This window comes from Hymenobacter terricola (assembly GCF_017921975.2).
GTDB lineage: Bacteria > Bacteroidota > Bacteroidia > Cytophagales > Hymenobacteraceae > Hymenobacter > Hymenobacter terricola.
In genome coordinates this window covers 192,278-213,055 of record NZ_JAGEMO020000007.1, presented here as the reverse complement: position 1 = coordinate 213,055, position 20,778 = coordinate 192,278, and the positions used below count along the sequence as shown (strand labels likewise).

13 protein-coding genes are annotated in these 20,778 nt (G+C 64.5%); 6 read left to right on the top strand and 7 right to left on the bottom strand.

The annotated features are described in order from the left end of the window. Window positions 1–113: 113 nt before the first annotated feature. Window positions 114–1,583, top strand: coding sequence for a hypothetical protein (locus J4G38_RS07565; RefSeq protein WP_226163251.1), 1,470 nt, complete (start codon window positions 114–116; stop codon window positions 1,581–1,583). A 145-nt stretch (window positions 1,584–1,728) separates the two neighbouring features. Here the strand turns inward: J4G38_RS07565 and J4G38_RS07560 are convergent, their stop codons facing one another. The 6 genes from J4G38_RS07560 to J4G38_RS07535 all read right to left on the bottom strand — a co-directional run bounded on the left by J4G38_RS07560 (window position 1,729) and on the right by J4G38_RS07535 (window position 11,482). Beyond that, complete coding sequence (locus J4G38_RS07560) at window positions 1,729–1,983, bottom strand: hypothetical protein (protein WP_210513781.1); 255 nt, start codon at window positions 1,981–1,983, stop codon at window positions 1,729–1,731. Window positions 1,984–2,033: 50 nt separating this feature from the next. Further along, a complete protein-coding gene (locus tag J4G38_RS07555) occupies window positions 2,034–2,768 on the bottom strand; it encodes a LytR/AlgR family response regulator transcription factor (protein WP_210513782.1) in 735 nt (244 codons plus the stop codon). 54 nt (window positions 2,769–2,822) lie between these two features. After that, window positions 2,823–6,482, bottom strand: a complete 3,660-nt coding sequence (locus J4G38_RS07550; RefSeq protein WP_210513783.1) for a hybrid sensor histidine kinase/response regulator — start codon at window positions 6,480–6,482, stop codon at window positions 2,823–2,825. 463 nt (window positions 6,483–6,945) lie between these two features. Beyond that, window positions 6,946–9,006 (bottom strand): OmpA family protein, encoded by a 2,061-nt coding sequence (locus J4G38_RS07545; protein ID WP_210513784.1) that lies wholly within the window; start codon window positions 9,004–9,006, stop codon window positions 6,946–6,948. A 159-nt stretch (window positions 9,007–9,165) separates the two neighbouring features. Then, window positions 9,166–10,239 (bottom strand): tetratricopeptide repeat protein, encoded by a 1,074-nt coding sequence (locus J4G38_RS07540; RefSeq protein WP_210513785.1) that lies wholly within the window; start codon window positions 10,237–10,239, stop codon window positions 9,166–9,168. 190 nt (window positions 10,240–10,429) lie between these two features. After that, the gene (locus J4G38_RS07535; RefSeq protein WP_210513786.1) at window positions 10,430–11,482 is read right to left on the bottom strand and encodes an acetamidase/formamidase family protein; all 1,053 of its coding nucleotides are present in this window, start codon (window positions 11,480–11,482) and stop codon (window positions 10,430–10,432) included. 380 nt (window positions 11,483–11,862) lie between these two features. Here J4G38_RS07535 and moeB point away from each other — a divergent pair, with 380 nt between their 5' ends. Beyond that, the gene (moeB, locus tag J4G38_RS07530) at window positions 11,863–12,966 is read left to right on the top strand and encodes a molybdopterin-synthase adenylyltransferase MoeB (RefSeq protein WP_210513787.1); all 1,104 of its coding nucleotides are present in this window, start codon (window positions 11,863–11,865) and stop codon (window positions 12,964–12,966) included. Window positions 12,967–12,990: 24 nt separating this feature from the next. Here the strand turns inward: moeB and J4G38_RS07525 are convergent, their stop codons facing one another. Further along, window positions 12,991–13,620: an HD domain-containing protein gene (locus J4G38_RS07525; protein ID WP_210513788.1), complete on the bottom strand. Its 630-nt coding sequence runs from the start codon at window positions 13,618–13,620 to the stop codon at window positions 12,991–12,993. A gap of 679 nt (window positions 13,621–14,299) precedes the next feature. Between J4G38_RS07525 and J4G38_RS07520 the strand changes: the two genes are divergently transcribed. From J4G38_RS07520 to J4G38_RS07505, 4 genes are all read left to right on the top strand, one after another. Beyond that, window positions 14,300–16,540, top strand: a complete 2,241-nt coding sequence (locus J4G38_RS07520) for an ATP-binding protein (RefSeq protein ID WP_226163249.1) — start codon at window positions 14,300–14,302, stop codon at window positions 16,538–16,540. A 2-nt stretch (window positions 16,541–16,542) separates the two neighbouring features. Next, window positions 16,543–18,702, top strand: coding sequence for an ATP-binding protein (locus J4G38_RS07515; protein WP_226163248.1), 2,160 nt, complete (start codon window positions 16,543–16,545; stop codon window positions 18,700–18,702). A 142-nt stretch (window positions 18,703–18,844) separates the two neighbouring features. Next, a complete protein-coding gene (locus tag J4G38_RS07510) occupies window positions 18,845–20,239 on the top strand; it encodes a sensor histidine kinase (protein WP_226163246.1) in 1,395 nt (464 codons plus the stop codon). A gap of 245 nt (window positions 20,240–20,484) precedes the next feature. After that, window positions 20,485–20,766 carry an ATP-binding protein gene (locus J4G38_RS07505; protein WP_210513789.1) on the top strand — a complete coding sequence of 94 codons (282 nt, stop codon included), beginning with the start codon at window positions 20,485–20,487 and terminating at the stop codon, window positions 20,764–20,766. Window positions 20,767–20,778: the final 12 nt, after the last annotated feature.

Sequence of the window (20,778 nt, the reverse complement as noted above, 5' to 3'; positions counted from 1 at the left end):
TTTTACGACCTGCTTTTTGGGGTAAAACGCCATAAACGCATCAATAAGCCGTTTTTGAGATGAATGAAATTGCGAATTTGGCGCGAATTGTGACATCTCGTAGCTTGGCTTCTTTGCCGGTATTGGACCTGCGCAGCCGCCAAGCCAACAAGGAGAATCAATTTGTCGCGGCCCTGACCGATTCTCCCGAGGCTACCCAACTGCAGGTGGTGAAGGCACTGTATGGCAAAGCCACGGCGGCCAACGTGCGGGCCTTGCAAAAACTGCAGTCGCGGGTGCGCACCAAACTGCTCAACCAGCTGTATTTCCTGGACCATTCGGACTCGCGGCATCTGGTGTCGCGCCGGTACGAGCTGGAGTGCCTGGACTTGCTGCATAAAGTAAGCATTCTGTACGCTGAGCGCGAATACAAGATGTCGGAGCGGTTGCTACAGCGTTGCCTGCGGCTGGCCGAAACGGGCGAGTTTACGCAATACGCGGTGCAATGCGCCCGCATGCTGCGCAACCTGTACGCCGAGCAGCGGCAAGTTATTCCATACAAGAAAGTGGTGAAGGTGCTGCTGCGGGCGCAGCAAGTGCTGGCGTGGGAAGACGAGGCCGAGCAGCTGTACACCGATACGCAGCTGGCGCTGAGCGGCACCGTGGCCGCCCGCCGCACGGTGCTGCCGCTGCTGCCCGACCGCATAGCCCACCTCGAAGCCTTGCACCGCAAGGCCCGCAGCTTTACTACTTATAGTGCTACCTACCGGGTGCGGCTGGCTTTTGAAGAGCTGCAGGGAAATTACCAGGAAATTATCCGGGTGACGGCGGCGGCTTCGCGGCGGCTGCGCGACGGCAAGCTCAACGCGCGGCGGTTTGATATCCGCTTCAACCATTTTATGAGCATCTACGCGTACTTGCGCAGCCGGCAGCCGGTGCAGGGGCTGCGGCTGGCCGAGGAGTATTCCCGCGACTTCCACCCATCGTCCAGCAACTGGTTTTATTTTCAGGAGCACCACGTGTTGCTGGCGTTGCACGCCGAGCAGTATGAGCGGGCGCAGCAGCTGATGAGCCTCATTACCAAAAATCCGGCGTACCTCATCCAGCGGGAGGCGGCGCTGCAGCGGTGGGACTTATATAAGGCTTACATCGAATTTGTGCTGCCGCCGCAGCGCCTCACCACGGCCCGCCAGCGGCAAATGGCCCAATGGGTGCTGCAACTGCCCGAATACAGCCGCGACAAGCGCGGCCACAACGTGGCCATTCTGGTGCTGCAGCTGCTCTATTTCCTGCGCGAGCGCAACCTGGAGGCCGTGCTGATGCGCCTGGAACGCCTGCGCAAGTACCAGCAGCGGCACTTACATGAACCGGCGACGCTGCGGAGTCGGCTGTTTTTGCGGCTTCTGCAAGTTATCGTAGAAAAGAACTTCGACGCGCCCAAGGCGGCAGAGCGGGGCAAAACCCTGTTCCAGCAGCTACGGGACACGCCCCCGCCCGGCGAAGCTTTTGCCGAAGTCGAAATTATCCCTTATGAGCAGCTGTGGAACCTGGTGCTGGGCTTGCTGCGCGAAGGGGCGCCCGTGGCAAATGAGCTGGGAAGCTGATGGATAACGAGCCAGGGTCATGACTGCCAGCACGATGCGCTGACGGCCGGGGCCCTGCTCGTTGCGTAGGGCTAGGGTTCTACCACGATTTCACGCGAAACACAATGGCTGGCCACGCAGGCCTTGGAGCCGTAGCCGCGCATGCTCAACCGCACGGAATAAGTGCCCGGCCGGCGAAAAACGTGCTGTGCCGTGCGGCCCTGAAATCGCGAAAATCCCAGATATACTTCACGTTCTGGCCGTCGAGGTCGACGCACAGCATGCGGGCGAGTGACAGGCCGCAGTGCACGCTGGTGGTGTCGCCGGCCTGCTGGGCATGCGCGCCGGGGCCGGCCGCAAGCACCAGCACTGGAGCCGATAGCGAAAAATTGCCGCGGACAAGGGTCAGGAGGAAGCGCATGAGGGGATTATCAGAAAGAAGCAATCGGGGAACAGGAAGTTGGGCGGGAGTTAGAACTTGTTGAGGCGTTGCAGCACGTCGCGCAAGTAGGTTTGGCCGACGGGAATGTATTTGCCTTCGACAAGCACCGAATTATCTTCCAGCGCTTGAATGCGGTTGATGTTGACGATGAACGAGCGATGGACGCGCACAAAGCGGCTGGCGGGAAACTTCTCCTCGACGGCCTTCATGGTGCTGTACACGATGAGCTTGCTGGTGCCGGTGACGATGTGCACGTAGTCGCCGAGGGCTTCGACGTAGCGCACTTCATCGAACCCGACCCGGACCAGCTTGTTATCCACTTTCACGAAGGTGAAATCGGCACCGGGGGCGGCGGCTTCGATGGCATCGGCCCCGGCGGGTGGGCGCTGGGCCATTTCGAGGGCCTTTTGGGCGGCTTGCAGGAAGCGGGCGTAGCTGATGGGCTTCACCAGGTAATCAACCACGGCGTGCTCGAACGCCTGCACGGCGTAGTCTTTGCTGCTGGTGATGAGCACAACGAGCGGCGGGTGCTGCAAGGTGTGCAAAAGCTCAATGCCGGACAGCAGGGGCATTTCGACGTCCAGAAACAGCAGGTCAACCGGCTCGGTGCGCAGGGCTTCGGCGGCTTCGACGGGGCTGGTGTAACTGCCAGTGGCCGTCAGAAACGGCGTATTAGCAATGCAATTGAGCACTACCTGAACCGAAAGGGGGTCGTCGTCGACGACCAGGCAGCGCAGGGGAGCAGCGTGAGAATTGATTGGCATAGTGGTGAATATATAGGAAATTAAGCTGGCCAGTGCCTGCGGGGTACGTGCTGATTAGGTGTCGGCCCGTTCTTCCAGCTGCGGATAAAGCTCGGCCAGCTGCTTACGAATACTGTCGAGCAACGGCTCGCAGTAGGGCAAGGCCGGGTGGCGGGCAGCGCGCTCCAGCTCGTCGAGCTGGGTGTGGAGCACCGGCACGCCAAAGTAAGCGACCTGGCCCTTCAGCTTATGGGAAGTGCTGGCGAGGAGTTCCGGGTCGTGCGGGCAGGCAGCCACCAGCAGGGCTTCCAGGGCCGGGGCTTCGGTCAGAAAGGTGTTGATAATTTGGCGCAGGAAGCCTTCGTTGCCGCCAGCCAGCTCTTCCAATAGGTGCCAGTCGGGTTTCAGGGTAGTAGGGTGGTGGGCTGAGAAGGTGGGAGTTGACTCAGTCAACTCGGCCGCAGTACCCTCAGGCTCCTCTAGCCTCTTTTCCGCGTGCCCTGATTCTGCCCGGCCGGTGAAGTGCGCCAGCCGGGCATATAGCACGGCGGGCTCAAAAGGTTTGGCCAGCGTGTCATTCATGCCGGCGACCAGGGCCAGCACCCGGTCTTCGGGCAGCACCGAGGCCGTGAGGCCGATGATGGGCAGCTGGCTCGCGTCGGGAAACTGCCGGCGGATGTGACGGGTGGCCTCGTAGCCATCCATTTCGGGCATTTGCACGTCCATCAGCACGGCGTCGAAGGGCGGCGCGGCCCCGGTGACGGCTTCCACGGCCAGGCGGCCGTTTTCGGCAATTACGACCTGCACGTTCCAGGCTTCCAGGGTTCTGCGGGCTACCAGCTGGTTGAGGGCGTTGTCTTCGGCTACCAGCACGCGCAGGGCGGGCTCAAAGGGGGCGAGCAGGCCGGCGTGAGCTTCGGGCTGGGCGGCGCTGGCATCGGCCACTTCGTAGGGTATTTCGAAGAAAAACTCGGAGCCCTGGCCTTCCTCACTGGTCACGCCGAGCTGGCCGCCGTGCAGCTGCACGAGGTTGCGGGCAATGCTCAGGCCCAGGCCGGTACCGCCAAACTCGCGCGTGGTGGACGTATTGGCCTGCGAAAAATCCTCGAAAATGGCCCCCAGCTTGTCGGTCGCAATGCCAATGCCGGTGTCGCGCACCGCAAACCGGATGAGCGCATGCGTGGCGGAGTGGCCGGGCGAATCAGCCGGCGGGGGTACTGCTTGGGCCGTGAGGGTGACGCCCCCGGCGCGGGTGAACTTGATGGCGTTGCCGACCAGGTTGACCAGGATTTGGTTGAGGCGCACCGAGTCGCCGAGCACGGCGGCGGGCACGTTGCCGGCCACCTGCACCTTCAAATACAGGCCCTTGCTCTCGGTGGCAAACTTGAACATGGCCGACAGCCGGCGCACGGCCTCGGGCAGGCGGAAGGGCACCTGCTCCAGCGAGAGCTTGCCGGCCTCCATCTTGGAGCTATCAAGGATGTCGTTGATAATGACGAGCAGGTTTTGCGATGACGACTCGATGGCCGTGAGGTATTCGCCCTGCTCCTGCGTGGGCCGCGTGGCCTGCAGCAGGTTGGTAAGGCCGATGACCGCGTTCATCGGCGTGCGGATTTCGTGGCTCATGTTGGCCAGGAACTGCGCCTTGGCCCGGCGCGACGCCTCGGCCGCGTCGCGGGCCACCACCAAATCGGCGTTGATGTCCTCGATGTGGGCTTTTTGCCGGCGCAGCTCGGTGGTGCGCTCGCGCACGGTGCGCTCCAGCACGTACTGGGTGCGGCGCAGCGTGCGCTCCCGAAACCGCACCAGCCCGTAGGCGAGGCCGCCCAGCACCAGCACCGCCATCAGCCGGAACCACCAGGTGCGCCAAATTGGGGTGGCCACGCCGAACCTGGTAGTGGCCACCGGGCTCCATGGGCCGGCCGCGCCGCGCCGCACCCGCGCCTCAAATTCGTACCGCCCGGCATCAAGACCGGGAAACTGGGCCTCGCCCGCGCTGCTGGGCCGGCTCCATTCATCGGAAAGCCCCCGTAGGCGAAACTGGTAGCTAAGGGCTTCGCCCGTGGTCAGGCTAATTCCCTGAAAGGCAAAGCTGACGCGGTGGCGGGTGGCCGAGAGCCGGCCCAGCGCGGCCACGGGGCGCATTTCGCCGTCGACTTCGGCGCTGGTGAGGGCCAGGCCGGGCGGGCGGGCGGCCAGCTGCCGCAGCGCCGGCGCCACTTCCAGACGCAGCAGGCCGGCGCGGGTACTCAGCCAGGCCACGGGCTGGGCCCGGGTTTCGGTGCTGAGGGCCGCCGGGCCCAGGCAGTCGCGCACCAGGGGGTCGTCGGGCGTGGTCAGCGGGATAAAACGGGCCGTGCGAGCCGCCAGCACGGTCAGGCCCTGGCGGTGCACCAGCAGCAGGCGCGGCTCGGGCTGGCCGGAAATGGCGGGCAGCAGGTGCAGGCCGGAGGTGTAGTTGGACGGCAGCCCGTTGGCCGTATCGAAGTGCTGCCACCGGCCAGTGGGCTGACGGCAGAAAATGCCCTGGCCTTCCGTCCCAATCCAGAGGCGGCCATCGGAGTCTTCGGCGAAGCTGCTGACGTCGAGGCCAGTAGCGGTGAGGCGGTGGTAGGTGAATTTGCGGAGGGCGGGCTCGTACACGGCCAGGCCGGTGCCGTGGGTGCCCACCCACACGCGGCCGGCATGGTCGGCCAGCAGGGCCGTGATGGTGTTGTGCAGCAGCCCATTGGCGGTGGTGAAGTGGCGCACGGCCAGCGAGGTATCGGAGGGCAGCAGGTAGAGGCCATCGGCGGCGGTGCCCATCCAGAGGCCTTGCCGCGGGGCCTGGGCCAGGGCGGTGATGGCCAGGCCGGCGGGGAGACGGCGGGCGAGGCGGGCGGGCGTAGCAAAGCCGGTGGTAGCCCACAAGCCGGCCGCCGTGCCCAGCCAGAAGCCGCCGGGCCGGGCCAGCAGCACCGCTACCGAAGTGTTGCCCAACGGCAGCGGCGCCAAACGAGGATTGCCGAAAACCTGCGGCGTGAGCGTGGCCGGCTTCAGCTGAAAAAACTGGTTGCCAAACGAAGTGGCCCAGGCCTCGGTTTTGGCGGGTTTGTCGACCGTGGCCAGCGCCGGCACCGCCGAAACGTCCCAGTTTTTGGCGTAGTCCAGCCGCAGGTAGCGGTCCGAATGCCGCCACAGGCCCTGGCCGGCGGTTCCCAGCCAGGCGTTGCCTTCGCGGTCTTCGAGGAGGCAGGTGGGCACGGTGCCGGCGGGCAGGTGCAGGTGGTAGCGACGCAGGTAGCGGCCAATGGCGGCGCTGTCGACCGGGGGCGCCCCGTTGGCGGGCAGGTGCAGGGCGGCGGGCACGGTGGCTTGGGCGGCGGGCGCGAAGGGACCAGCGGCCACTCTTTTTACCGAAATACCGCCCTGATAGTGGCCCACCCAGAGCCGGCCGTCGGCGTCTTCGCGCAGCGACACCACAAAGTCCTGGGCCAGCCCGTCTTTTTTGGTGAAGGTGCTGAAGTGGCTACCGTCGTAGCGCACCAGGCCCTCGCCGGTGCCCAGCCAGAGGTAGCCCTGCCGGTCCTGAAGCAGCGCGTACACGAAGGGCGGCTGAAACCCTTCCGTGGGCCCAAACTGGCGCAGGTAGGCCTGCTGGGCGCCGGCGGGCTGCGCCCAGAACAGCAGCAGCCCGAGCAGTGCCAGCAGCAGGCCCAGCCGCCGGGTGTAAAGAAAGTGGAGAAGTATTTTCAAGCAGGAAAAGCCGGCCGCCCGGTCGGGCAGTTGGTTGACGCTGCAAGGTAGAGCGGGCCGTGTGGCGGCGGGCCGGATTTACGATTATTGACGGGCGTGGCCCGTTGAAATTGAAGTTTTTCTCGATTGTAGCGTGGCCGCCGGGTGCCGGTGCTCCGGAAGTCCGGTTTGGATGCTCCTAGAACCGAAACCGGCCCTCGAAGAACCGAAACCGGCCCTCCGAGAACCGAAACCGGCCCTCGAAGAACCGAAACCGGCCCTCCGAGAACCGAAACCGGCCCTCCGAGAACCGAAACCGGCCCTCGAAGAACCGAAACCGGCCCTCGGAGGTGGGGTTTCGGTTCTCGGAGGTGGGGTTATGGCAGGTTATGCTGACAATTTGACGATAAAACTACTCGGCATTCACTCCTAGCGGCTTCCTCACTGCATCCAACCACCCGTTTGCGCCCTGTGCGACAAGCCGCTACTTGGCCGTGACCTTAAACTCGGTGCGGCGGTTGAGCTGGCGGTTGAGCCTGGAAGTGTTGGGCACTTCCGGCTTGGTTTCGCCGTAGCCCATGGCAGTGAGGCGGGCCGCCGCGATGCCGTGCTGCGTGAGGTAGGTGACCACGGCCTGGGCCCGGCGCTGGCTGAGGTCCTGGTTCATGGCGGCTTCGCCCACGTCGTCGGTGTGGCCGGCCATTTCGAGCTTCAGGGCGGGCGTTTCAACCAGGAGCTTTTGCAGGCGCTCCAGCTCGGCGGTGCTTTCGGGGCGCAGGGTGGCCTTGCCGGTGTCGAAGAAAATGTTGCGCAGCACGATGGTGGTGCCGATTTCCAGGCGCTTCAGCGGAATGTCCTTCACCACTTCGGCGTAGGCCGCGCCGGCGGGCAGGTCGAAGTTTTCGGAGTGAAACAGGTAGCCTTCCTGCCGCACCACAATGCCGTAGTTGGTGCCCGAGGGCAGGCTGACGAGGTACTTGCCCGAGGTGGCGTTGCTGCGGAAGTTGGCAATGGTCTGGCCGCTGGTGTTGTCAATCAGGTCGATGGCGGCTTCGAGCGGCTGGTGGGTGGCATCGTCCGTCACGGTGCCTTTGAGGATGGTGACCTGGGCGGTGGCCACGGCCACGGCGGGCGCCAGCACGGTTTGCTTCACCGGGGCCAGGCGCGAGGCCAGCAATTGGTCCTCCTCGCTCAGCAGCGGCTGTTTTTCGGGGCCGAGGAAGGTGATGCGGTAAATGTCTTTAGCCCCGAGCCCACCGGGCCGGTCGCTGCTGTAGTAGCCGTGCCGGCCCGACGCCGAGGTCACGAAAAACACGTCATCATCGGGCGTGTTGATGGGCCAGCCCAGGTTTTCGGGCTCGCTCCATTTGCCGTTCTCCAGCACCGATTTGAAGATGTCGTAGCCGCCCATCGAGTTGTGGCCTTCCGAGGAAAAGAACATAGTTTTGCCATCGGGCTGCATAAAAACGCCTTCTTCGCCATACGCCGTGTTGATGGTGGAACCCAGGCTCACGGGGTTGTTTTTCCCCTCCAAATCCACTTTGTAGATGTCGGAGCCGCCCGCGCCGCCGGCCCGGTCGCTCACGAAATACAGGTAGCGGCCATCGGGCGAGTAGCTGGCCGAGGTTTCGTGGCTGTTGGTGTTAATGCGGCTGTTGAGCCGGTGGGGCTTGTCCCAGGCGCTGCCCCCGAGGGTGGTTTCGAGGAAGTCGCCGCCGTTGGTGCCCACGTACACCAGCATGCGCTGGCCGTCGGGCGTGAGGCCCACGGTGGCGTTGTGGTCGTCGGTGTTCACGGGCGCGCCCAGGTTGGTGGCCTTGCTCCAGGCCTTGCCGCGCCAGGTAGCCTGGTAAATGTCTTCGAAAAAACCGTTGCCCTCGGGGTCCTTTTTGCCGCCCGTCGAGCCCTCGCGGCGCGAGGTGATGAAGATGGTGGCTTCATCGGCCGACACCACCGGGCCGTAGTCGGAAGCCGACGAGTTCAGTTCCGACCCGGCGTTGTCGATGAACACGCGCGTGGGGTGGGCCATGAGCTTCAGGCCGTTGCGGCACTCCAGGATGCGGCGCTGCAAGTCGTTGGCCGTGAGGGTTTGCGCGTCGCCGTTGCGGGTGTTGCTGCCCACGGGCTGGGCCTTTTGGTATTCGGCAATGGCCTCGTTCCACTTGGCGCTCAGGTGCAGGGCGCGGGCCAGCAGGTAGTGGGTGCGGGCATCGGCGGTGGCATCGAGCCGGGCGGCTTTTTGCAGGTAGGGCAGCGCGGCGGTTTTGGTGGCCGAGTTGAGGTAGCAGTCGCCGATTTTCACGTTCAGCGCGGCGTTGTTTGGGTTAAATTCCTGCGCCGCCAAAAAGTGCGGCAGCGCCTGGGCGTAGCGCGGCGGGTCGGCGCGGTACTCTTCGTCGCCGGCTTTCAGCTCGCGCAGGGCGTCTTTCAGCCCGTCTTTATTGTCGCCAAAGTTGTCTTTGGTGAAGGCCGTGCTTTGCGCGGCGGCCGGTAGGGCGGCGCCGGCGAGTAGCAGGAGGAATAGCAGGCGATTGAGGAAGGGCATCGCAGTGAAGTGATAAGAATGTAGGATAAGTCAACGGTCATGCTGAGCGCAGCCGAAGCATCTCTATCGCTTCGTTGCAAGAGTCTTGATTACTTGCGCGGTAGCGATGCTTCGGCTGCGCTCAGCATGACGTGCTGTATAAAACAATTGACTGCCGATTTACTCGGCCGCCTCGCCCGCGCAGCCAGCAGCGGCGGCGTAGTTGTTGCCCACGGCAATGCCCAGCGCGGCGGCTTTGCGCCAGTCCTGGCAGGCCTCATCGGCCTGGCGGAGCATTTCGCGGGCGTGGCCGCGATTGAGGTAGGCCTCGGCGTACTCGGGTTTCAGCTTGATGGCCTCGGAGGCATCGGCGGCGGCTTCGGCGTATTTCTCCAGCTTGAGCTGGGCGGCGGCGCGGTTGTTCCAGGCGTAGGCGTAGGCCGCGTCGAGCTTGATGGCCTGGCTGAAATCGGCGATGGCACCGGCGTAATCCTTGTTTTCGAAGCGGGCGCTGCCCCGGTTGTTGAAGGCCAGCGGGTTGTCGGCTTTTTTGGCGATGTAGGCGTCGTAATCCTTCAGGGCCTGGGGCAACTGGCTGCTGCGGCGCTCGGCGGTGGCGCGGTTCAGCAGAGCGGGCAGCAAATCCGGCTGCAAGGCCAGGGCCTGGGTGTAGTCCTGAGCGGCGGCGGGGTAGTTGCTGAGCTTCTCGTTGGCGCTGCCGCGGTCGTGGTAGGCGTAGGCCATTTTCGGGTCGGCCTTGATGGCGCCGTCGAAATCGTCTCGGGCGGCCTGGTAGTCGCCTTTTTCGAAGCGCAGCACGCCGCGGTTGTACCAGGCCGGGGCGTAGTCGGCCTTGGCTTTCAGGGCTTCGGAATAGTCCTGGTCAGCCTCGTTAACATGGTTTTGGGCCTCTTGGGCGCGGCCCCGGCCAAAAAATCCGGCGTAGCTGCCGGGCTCCAGCTTCAGGGCCTGGTCGTAGTCGGCCACGGCTTGCGGGTACTCTTTCAGCTCGTAGCGGGTAGCGGCGCGGTTGGTGTAGGCGGCCGCAAAATCGGGCTTGGCCATAATGGCCTGGTCGAAGCTGCGCAACGCGGCCGGGTAGCGCTGGGCGTTGAAGCTGGCGAGGCCGCTGTTGTAGGCTTTCTCGGCCAGCTGCGGGCCGGGCAGGGTGCTGGCCCGCACCGTGTCGACTTGGGCACGGGCTACAAAAGAGCCGCTCAGCAACACGAAGAAAAGTAGAGTCTTTTGTATCATAGCAAGAAGATAAGTCGATAGTAGCGCGTAGTAGACGAAGATATTGGATTTTTTGTTTTCGGCCAAGAAATAAAAGAACGTCATGCTGAGCTTGCCGAAGCATCTCTACCGGAGAAGTAATTATTTACTCTCGCGGTAGAGATGCTTCGGCAAGCTCAGCATGACGTTCTTTTATTTGCTTTTTCTCCGGTTACTTGCTTTTTTCCGGCTTCACTTTTCCGAAAATGCTCTTGGGCATCAGCATGTGCGCCCCGCGCGTGCCGTCCACCACCTGGGTCACGTCGAGGTCGCCGGCCACGCTGCACAGCATGTAGGCGTCGTCGCGGCTGAGGTGCTTTTCGGCTACCAGGAAGGCAATCATTTCGCGCACCGCGTCCTTGGCGGCCAGGGTCAAATCCCCGTTCAGGCCCATGCTGATGTAGGCGGTGGGCGTTTCGGCGCGGGGCCAGGTCTGGTGCAAATCCTTGCGCACAATGAACTGCAGCGTGCCGGTGAGCGAGGTTTCGAGGGCCGTGATATCGACTTCGCCGTTGCCTTGCCCGGCGTGGCCGTCGCCCACAAAAAACAGCGCCCCGGCCGCGTGCACCGGCAAATACAGCGTGGTGCCGGCCACCAATTCCTTATTATCCAGGTTGCCGCCGTGAATGCCGGGCGGCGCGCTGTTGATACGGCCCGAAGCGGCCGGCGGGGCCACGCCCATGCTCCCAAAAAATGGCCGCAGCGGCACGTCAATGCCGGGCAGAAAATGCGCCACCATCTTCTTCTCGTCGAGCGGGATGACGCGCATCTTGGCGTAGCCAAAATCTTCCGGGATGAAGCCGCTTTTGGCCCCAAAAGCATTGTAGGCGTAGGCAATGGCCAGTTTGATGGCTTGAATGCGCACTTCCAGCACATCGCCGGGCTCGGCACCCTCCACGAAAATGGGGCCGGTGAGGATGTGCCCGCCCGGCCCTTTATTAGTGACGTGCTCGGTGATGTCGCGCAGGGCGGGCTCTACCTGGGCCGGTGCTACGCCCGCGCCCTCCAGCCGGGCAGGAGTGGAGGTGATGAGCGTGTGGACGGTCACGGTTTCGCCGGATTTGATGCGCAGCACGGGCGGCGCGGCGGCATCGTAGTAGCCCCAGGCGGCAGTGGCGGGCGTGATTTGCAACTCGTGCTGGGCGCGCTGGGCCTGGGCGGCGGGTGCAAAACCCAGGCAAAGCACTAGCGCCGCGAGTGGAAAAAGGAAGGAGCGGTTTTTCATGCCGGTAAGTTCGGACCGGAAGCGAACTATCAAGCCGTGGCCAGAAAAACTTTTATCAATAAAGACCAAAACCCGCGATTTGGCGAATCAGGGCATATTTTAAGCCATTTATTTATTATGTTAAACAAGTGTGCTGATAGTAGCCCACTTTCCAGGGCCGCTTGAGTAGCTTCTGAAGCGGGCAAATGTAGCTCATCGGTCAGGCCAAAAGCAACGCAGTAGTTGGGCACACAGGAGGCCAGGGGAGCTGTTGCCGAGATGCTGGCAGGAATGCCTTCCCCAATGAATGCCCGGCATTAACTCGAAATTGCGGCCGTAATCATGCCAACGGGGCCGCAAACCTGTTTAGCCACAACGGCATTTTCCCAGTGCCCCGCCCAATGAACCCGACCGAACCGACCCTCTCCGCTGCCGAAACCAACCGCTACAGCCGCCACCTGCTGCTCCCCGAAATCGGCGTGGCGGGCCAGCAGAAGCTGAAAGCTGCCCGCGTGCTGGTGGTGGGCTGCGGCGGCCTGGGCTGCCCCGTGCTGCAATACCTGGCCGCCGCCGGCGTGGGCACGCTGGGCCTGCTCGATTTTGATGCCGTGGACGACAGCAACCTGCAGCGCCAGGTGCTCTACGCCACCGCCGACGTGGGCCGACCCAAAGCCGTGGTGGCCGCCGAAAAGCTGCGCGCCCAGAACCCGTTCATCGCGCTGCGCCCGCACCAGGTCGTGTTGTCGGCCGATAACGCGCTGAGCCTGTTTGCCGGCTACGACCTGGTGGTGGACTGCTCTGATAATTTTGCCACCCGCTATCTCGTCAACGACGCTTGCGTGGTGCTGGGCAAGCCGCTGGTGTTCGGGGCCATCTTCAAGTTTGAAGGTCAGGTTTCGGTGTTCAATTACCAAAACGGCCCCACCTACCGCTGCCTCTACCCCGAGCCCCCGGCCCCCGGCGATGCCCCGAACTGCGCCGAAACCGGCGTACTGGGCGTGTTGCCTGGCCTCATCGGCACCATGCAGGCCAACGAAGCCCTGAAAATTATTCTGGCGCTGGGGGAGGTGCTGAGCGGATGCCTGCTATTGGTCGATGCCCTCAGCATGCGCTTCCAGACCATTCGCTTCCGGGCCGTGGCCGCCAACCAGCAGCTCACGGCCCTGGCCCCGGACTACGCCGCCTTCTGCGGGGAAGCCCCACTGCACGCCGCACCGGCCCGGGCCCCCGAAATCACTGCTGATGAATTGAAAGCCTGGCAGCAGAGCGGCCGGCCGCTGCAATTGCTGGATGTGCGCGAGCCGCACGAGCACGCCCGGCGCAGCATTGGCGGGCTGTTGCTGCCGCTTGGGCAGCTGCCCGCAAGCCTGGCCCGCCTGCGGCCCGACGTGCCCGTGGTGGTGCATTGCGCCAGCGGGGTGCGCAGCCAGAAAGCCGCCCTGCTGCTGCTGGCCAATGATTTTGCCGAAGTGTATTCGCTCCGCAACGGCCTGGCGGACTACTAGCGGCGGGCGCGGCCGCGCCCGCGCTCAGCGCAGGAGCATGCCGGTAGCCGCCGAATCTGCGTCGGGCGGCCAGGTGGCCAGGAGCGTCCGGATATGGTCGAGCCGCGCCTGTTTGGGGGCTGCGCGCCGCGCCAGGGCGGTGGCCGTCCAGTAGTGGTGGTGGGCCAGGAAACCGGCTTGCAGCTCAAACCAGGCCCGTTCGTTGGCGATGAGCTCGTGGGCCGTCAGCTCATGGAACAGGCTGGTGGAAATGGGCACAAAATCGGTTCGGCCGAGGTAGTCCAGGTCGGCATCGCACAGGATTTGGGCCAGGTGGCTTTGCGGGTCCTGCGGGTATTTGGTGGCCATTATCAGCGCACAGATTTGCTCGATTTGGGGGGGCGTATACCCGAACTCCGGCAGGGTGGCGCGGGCCAGCTCGCAGCCCCGCGCCTCGTGGCCCTGATAGGTGTGCAGGAAGCCGGCATCGTGGTAGAAAGCGGCCGTGCGCAGCAGGGCGAGGGCATCGGCGTCGGTTACGCCCTCGGCGGCGGCCAGCTCCTGGGCGGCCTGCACCACGTCGAGGGTGTGGAGGAAGCCGTGGTAGTAGAGCGTGGGCGAGAGGCCGCGCTGCAGCTCCGCAACAATAAAATCTTCGGCGGCTTGGGCGTGCATGGGAACGGGCGCGGGCAGCGGCAGGTGGCCCCGCTCAAACGCAAAGCAAGCAAGTAAAAATCAAATCATAACGTAAGTGGGGGCGCCGCTGGTGCCGGCGCGGGCCCAAGGAGCCCGCTTGTTCTGCCGGGGCCCGGAGCTCCCGCCCCAGGCCCCGGTTTTGCTGCTGAAGCGGGCCGGCCGGGCGGTGGTTTTGCGGCCGTGGGCGAGCCATTGCGGGCCGCATTATAACACGGTTGTTGCAAGCTGACGCGTGGCGGCAGCGGCTGAATTTGTGCGTGTTGGGTGGGGCAACGGCAGGCGAATCTGCTTGTCTTTTACCACGCAATATGTGCGGCGGCCCGGCGTTGCAGTACTCCGACGGCAGCTGGTACCTGGCCTCCTGAACCAGGCAGCCGCACCAGCCGAAGTAACTTGCCGGCGCGGGCGGGCCATTATGGCAAGTATATCCGCTAATACAGCCAGATGCCCCGGAATTAATTCATCTTTACGGGCTGAAAACCTGCGGTTCTCAACTCATTGAACCGGTGCCTGAGGCGAGCTGTTAGGGCAACCTTGAGCGCACAGGATTCTTTCCATGTTCTACCTGCCATGATTTTCAGTAACTAAGCTCCTCCGTACGGGGAGTAAAGTTTCGGTTGGTCGGCGTAGATTTCTACTTTAAGCTCTGGTTCTGCCCATGAAATGGATTTTTACGGTGTTGGCTGTTTGGCTGCTGAGCGGGCCGCTGCTGGCCCGGCAAGGCTACTGGGACGCGGACTACGATTCGCTGGCCCGTGCCCTGCCCCGGCAACGCACCGACACGGCCCGGCTGCGCATGGTGGTGCACCTGCTCGACCTGCACCCGACCAACCCGCAAGCCCTGCCGTTACTCGACCAGCTGCTGGCCCTGAACCAGCGCCTGCAAGTGCTGAACGATGAGCCCTACCGCCGCCTGCGCGCGGGCCTGACCCTCTGGCGGCGCGGCACGGCCGATGCCGAGGCCCTCGACTCGATGAAAACCGCGGTGGCGGCTTTCGACCGCATGGGCCGGCCCATTCCCTGGCTGCTGATTGACCTGGTAACCCTCTACAACCGGCTGAACCGCATGGCGGCCCGCAAGCAGTACTACGAAGAAAAATTGGCCTACTACAAGTTTCACGGTCCCGCCGAAAACGTGGCCGCCTGCTACGTGTCGCAGGGCGGCTACTACCGGCGCACGGGCGACTACAACCGCACCCTGAACGCGCTGCTGCGCGCCGCCGACCTGGTGCAGGGCTTCGACCACCGGCTGTATGTGCGCGAGCTGCTGGTGGCCGGCGACGTATACGCCGACTGGGGCAACCGCGCCAAGGCCGTGCACTACCTGCGCCTGGCCCAGGGCTTGCCCGAATTCCGGCGCTTGCAGGGCCTGGAGCGCGTGTTTACCTTCCTGGCCCTGTCGCGGCTCTACACCGAAGGAGGCAACTACCCGGCGGCCCTGCGGCAGGCCGATTCTGCGCTGGTGGCCCGCGTGGCCGACCCCTACGAGCAGCAGGTGGGCCGTGCCTACGGGCTGGTGCAAAAGAGTGCGGTGCTGCTGCGCATGCGGCAGGTAGCCCCCGTGGGCCCGCTGCTGAAGCGGGCCCAGCAGATGGACGATTCGCTCGGCCTGCCCATGTCGGGCAAGCCCGGCGAATTTGAGATTGACGCCGCCTGGGCCCGGTACTACGAGGCCCGCCACGACGATGCCCTCGCCGAAACCCACTGGCTGCTGGCGTACAAAAAAGCCACTGCTGCCCGCCTCGACCGCCTGCGGCCCCAATATTTGCAGCAGTTGGCCACTTTTTACGACGCCCATGGCCAGCCCGCCGAGGCCCAGCGCTATTCCCGCGCCTACATTGCCCTGGCCGATACCTTCAACACCGCGCAGGCTAACTTCCACGTGGCGCAGTATGAAAGCGAACGGGTGGAGCAGGCCCAGAACAACCAGATTAGCGACCTGCGGCAGGCGCAGGCCGTGCAGGCCGAGCGCCTCCGCCTGGGCAACTGGCTGCTGGGCGGGGCCGTGCTGGCCGTGCTGCTGGTGCTGGCGCTGGTGGTGTTCATCTACCGGCAGCTGCAGGTGAACCAGCGCACGCTGGCCCAGCTGCGGCAAACGCAGTCGCAGCTGGTGCAGGCCGAGAAAATGGCGTTTCTGGGCGAGCTCACAGCCGGTATCGCCCACGAGCTGCAAAACCCGCTCAACTTCATGAAAAACTTCGCCGAAGTCAGCACCGACTTGGTGGACGATATTCACGGCGAGGGCGTGCGCCGCGACGGCGGGCTGGAGGGCGAGATTCTGATTGGATTGAAGCAGAATTTGCAGCAAATCAGCCAGCACGGGCAGCGGGCCTCGTCCATCATCAAAGACATGCTGGAGCACTCGCGCAGCGGCACCGGCCAGCGCGTGCCCTGCGACCTCAACGCCGTTGCGGAGGAGTCGCTGACGCTGGCCTATGAGGGCGTGTGTACCAGCGACAAATCGTTCCGCGCCACGCTCGGCCGGGAATTTGACCCCAAGCTGGGCACCGTGGCCGTGGTGACGCAGGACATGGGCCGCGTGCTCCTCAACCTGTGTACCAATGCCTTGTATGCGGTGCGCCAGCGCCAGCTGCTGGCCGCCGCCAACACGGACGCGGAAGATTCCGAAGCCGAGTACGAGCCCACCGTGACGGTGAGCACCTGCCGCCCCACCGGCAAGGTGGTGGAAATCCGGGTGCGCGACAACGGCACCGGCATGTCCGAGGCCGTGCGGGAAAAGGTGTTTCAGCCCTTCTTCACCACCAAGCCCGTGGGCGAGGGCACAGGCCTGGGCTTGTCGCTGAGCTACGACATTGTGACCAAAGGCCACGGCGGCACCCTCACGGTAGAAAGCGAAGAGGGCGTGGGCACTGAATTCATCATTGTTCTGCCAGCCTAGCCGTGGAGAAGCCGAGGAAACCAAAAGCAGCTGCCAGCGGCTGGGCCGGTGGCTTGCAGCGGCTGGGCCGGTGCCTGGGCGTGGCCGGCTGCCTGCTGGTGCTGGGTTGCTCCACGCCGGCACGGGCCCAGACCCGCGCGGCCGACAGCCTGCGCGCCGAAGTGCGCGCCCACCCCCGGCCCGATACGGCCCGCGTCAACCGCCTCAACGCCCTGGCCCTGGAGCTGCGCACCAACGCCCCCGACGAGTCGGCCGGGCTGTTTCAGGCGGCGCGGCAGCTGGCGCAGCAGCTGGGCCATACGGCCGGCGCGGCCGAGGCGCAGCTGGGGCTGGCGTTCTATTTCCGGCACCGCAGCGAGTACGGCCCGGCCGAAAGGTACTCGGAGCAGGCCCGGCGCGGTTTCGAGCAGGTGGGCAACCGCCTGGGCCAGACCCGCAGCCTCTACAACTTGTCGTGCGTGTATTCGGAACAGGGGCTCTACGCCAAGTCCTTGCGCGCCAACCTGCGGGGCTTGGCCCTGGCCGAAGCGCAGCACAGCGAAAAGTGGCTGGCATTTCTCAACACCCAGCTGGGCATCACGAGCACCTACCTGGGCGAGTATGCCAACGCCCGCCAATACCTCGACCAGGGCCTGCGCTGGGCGAAGCTGTCGGGCGACCAAACCGGCATTGGCCACGCCTACGCCGGCCTCGGCGACCTGGCCCGGATGCGGGGCCAGTGGGCCGTAGCCCAGCGCAACTACGAGCAGGACGCCACCATTTTCCGGCAGCTAAAATACGAAGCGGGCCTGCTGTTTGAGGAAATTAACATCGGGGACATGGAGGAGCGGCAGGGCCAGTACGCGCAGGCGTTTGCCAGCGCCCGCAGCGGCCTTCGGCGGGCCCGGCGCCTGCAGGCCGTGGGCGAAGCGCCGCGGGCGCAGCTGGTGCTGGCCCGGACGTTCCTGCACACTGGCCACCCCGACAGCGCCCTCGTGTATGCGCAGCGGAGCCTGCGCGCCACCCAGCGCAGCGGCGCCAAGGAATACAGCCGCGACGCCAGCCAGGTACTGGCCCAGGCCGCCGCCCGGCTCGGCCGCTTTGCCGACGCCTACCGCTACGAGCAGCTGTTTGGAGCGTACCGCGACAGCCTCAACAGCAGCGATTTGAAGCGCCAGGCCGCCGTGCTGGAGTACCGCGCCGAACTGGCCAAAAAGCAGGTGCAGATTGCCCTGCTCACCAGAAACAGTGAGCTGAGCCAGGCCCGGAACCGCCAGCAGCGCTGGGTGCTGCTGGGAGCCCTGCTGGCGCTGGCCGCCGTGGCCGGCCTGAGCGCGGTGCTGTGGCGCAACAGCCACGAAAAGCAGCGCGCCTACGCCTTGCTGAAGCAGCAGCAGGACGAGCTGCGCGCCGCCCAAAGCCAGCTGGTGCAGGCCGAAAAGTGGGCCTTGGTGGGCGAGCTGTCGGCCGGCATTGCCCACGAGCTGCAAAACCCGCTCGCCTTCATGCAAAACTTTGCCGAAGTGAGCGTGGCCCTGCTCGATGCCGACCCGGCCGCGCCCGCCGGCCCCGCCAGTCTGGAGCAGGAAATCATGGCCGGCCTGCGCCAGAACCTGCAGAAAATCAGCCAGCAGGGGCAGCGGGCTTCGTCTATTATCAGCGACATGCTGGCCCATGCCCGCACCGGCACCGGCCCGCGCGTGCCCACCAACCTCAATGCCCTGGTTGCGGAAGCCGTGGCGCTGGCCTATCAGGGGGCCGGCGCCCGGGAGGCCGGTTCCGCCCCCGCCCTGGTGCAGGAGCTGGACCCGCAGCTGCCGGCCGTAGCCGTCGCGCCCTCGGACCTGACCAGGGTGCTGGTGAACCTGTGCACCAATGCCTTGTATGCCGTGCGCCAGCGGCCGGCCGGCCCGGCCCCGTACCAGCCCACCATTGTGGTGAGCACCCGACAGCCCACCCCCGATACCGTGGAAATCCGGGTGCGGGACAACGGCACGGGCATGAGCCCGGCGGTGCGCGACCAGATATTCCGCCCCTTCTTCACCACCAAGCCCGCCGGCGAAGGCACGGGCCTGGGCCTCTCGCTGAGCCGCGACATCGTGACCAAGGGCCACGGGGGCAGCCTGACCGTGGAAACCCGCGAGGGCGAGGGCACCGAGTTCGTGGTGACGCTGCCGGCCTAGCCGCCGGGGCCAGATAGCCGCGCCAGTAGTACATTTCCGGCGTTTGGCGGAACCCAGGCAGGGCTTTGGCCAAAATGAGCGACTTTGCGGGCCATCCGGCTTTTGCTTCCCCTAAACTATCCCGTCCTGCTACACTTTTGCTATGGCTCATTCGGCTGATTCTGGCCTGCTTTTCGTTCTGGCCCCGGCGGCCACGCTCCTAGTGCGGTCAATGAGCAAGTTTCTGGACTTGCCGCAGCGCCTGCCCCGCTGGCAATGGGCATTGCGCTACATCTGGGTGCCGGCGGCGATGCTTTTTGGGTTCACCGCCTTGCTTCACATAAGAGTCCCGCTGCTCACCGACTATTACTTCCTGCTGGTGCTGCTGGTCATGTTGGCGGTGCTGTTTGCCGTGCGCGGGTACCGGCCGTCGCGCACCCTGCTTTTTGCGGCGCTCCCTTTCGTGCTCTACAAAGTGATTGAGCTGGTGCTCGAAGACCCCACCGGGAAAATGCCGAAGAGCTACGACTCCTTCATGGATGCCACGCAGGGATTCGCACTTATCTGGTTGTTTACGTTCATTTTTATCGCCCGCAGCCAGAAAAAAAACCTGGAAAAAGAGCGGGTGCTGCGCGAGGAAGAAGAAAAAGCCAAGCGCCTCATCGCGGCCCAGAACGTGGAGCTGGAGCGGCTGGTGGCCGAGCGCACCGTGGCCCTCACCACCCAGGCCGAGGAGCTGCGCGGGGCCCTCACCGAGCTGCGCCAGACGCAGGCCCAGCTGGTGCAGTCCGAGAAAATGGCCAGCCTGGGCGAGCTCACGGCCGGCATTGCCCACGAAATCCAGAACCCGCTCAACTTCGTCAACAACTTCGCCGAGGTGAGCGCTGAGCTGGTGGCCGAGCTGGAAGAGGAGCAGGACAAGCCCACCCGTGACCCCGAGCTGGAAGCCGACCTGCTGGCCGACCTCAAGCAGAACCTGGTGAAAATCAGCCAGCACGGCGGGCGGGCGGCCAGCATCGTGCGCGGCATGCTGGAGCACTCGCGCACCAGCACCGGCGAGCGCACCCCCACCGATATCAACCAGCTGGCCGACGAGTACCTGCGCCTGGCCTACCACGGCCTGCGCGCCAAAGACAAGTCCTTCAACGCCACCCTGAAGCCCGATTTTGACCCCGCCCTGCCACCCGTCGAGGTCATTGCCCAAGACCTGGGTCGGGTGCTGCTCAACCTGCTCAGCAACGCCTTTTACGCGGTGCGCCAGCGCCAGCTGCGCGGCGAGGCCGGCTACGCGCCCACCGTGAGCATCAGCACCCGGCAGACGGGCGAGAAAGTAGAAATTCGGGTGCGGGACAATGGGCTGGGCATTCCCGAAGCGGTGCGGGCCAAGATATTCCAGCCGTTTTTCACCACCAAGCCCACCGGCGAAGGCACCGGCCTGGGCCTGTCGCTGAGCTACGACATTATTACCCAGGGCCACAGCGGCACGCTCGCGGTGGCCTCTGAGGAAGGTAATTACACTGAGTTTCTGATTAGCTTGCCACTTAATCAAGCTGGCTAGTTGCTGGTCCGCGTGCCGGTTCGCTTCCTCTGCGCGCCCTGGGCCAGTTCGTAACCCAACGCCTTCCTGGCCAGAGGGCTAGGGCGGGGGTATTGGCCGGGGGCGAGGTGCCGGGGGCATTTTCGGCGGGCCGACCGGCGGCCTTGGCAGCTGTGGCAATGCCGCCATTTCCTGCTTCCTGGTTTTCCGCATGCGCCCATCGCCCAATTTGCTCACTGCCCCCAGCCACCCCTGAGTGCATTGCCGTGGCGGAAACCCAAACGCGGCTGCCCCAATTGCCTGCCGACATTGCCTGCGAGCCGCAGAAACTGTTCGATGGCGCCAGGAATTTTGCAGGCGCCGGCATTGGCCGGGAGCAACAAAAAATTCTCCAATCTTACTTCACCACCAAACCAACCGGGGATAGTACAGGTTTGGGTCTATCGTTGCGTTTTCATATCGTCGATAAAGGCCATAGCGGCACGCTGGCCGCGAGCCATGCCAGGGGACTGGAACGGATTCTATATATTCGCCTGCCTCAGGCCTAGTGCATTGCTGAT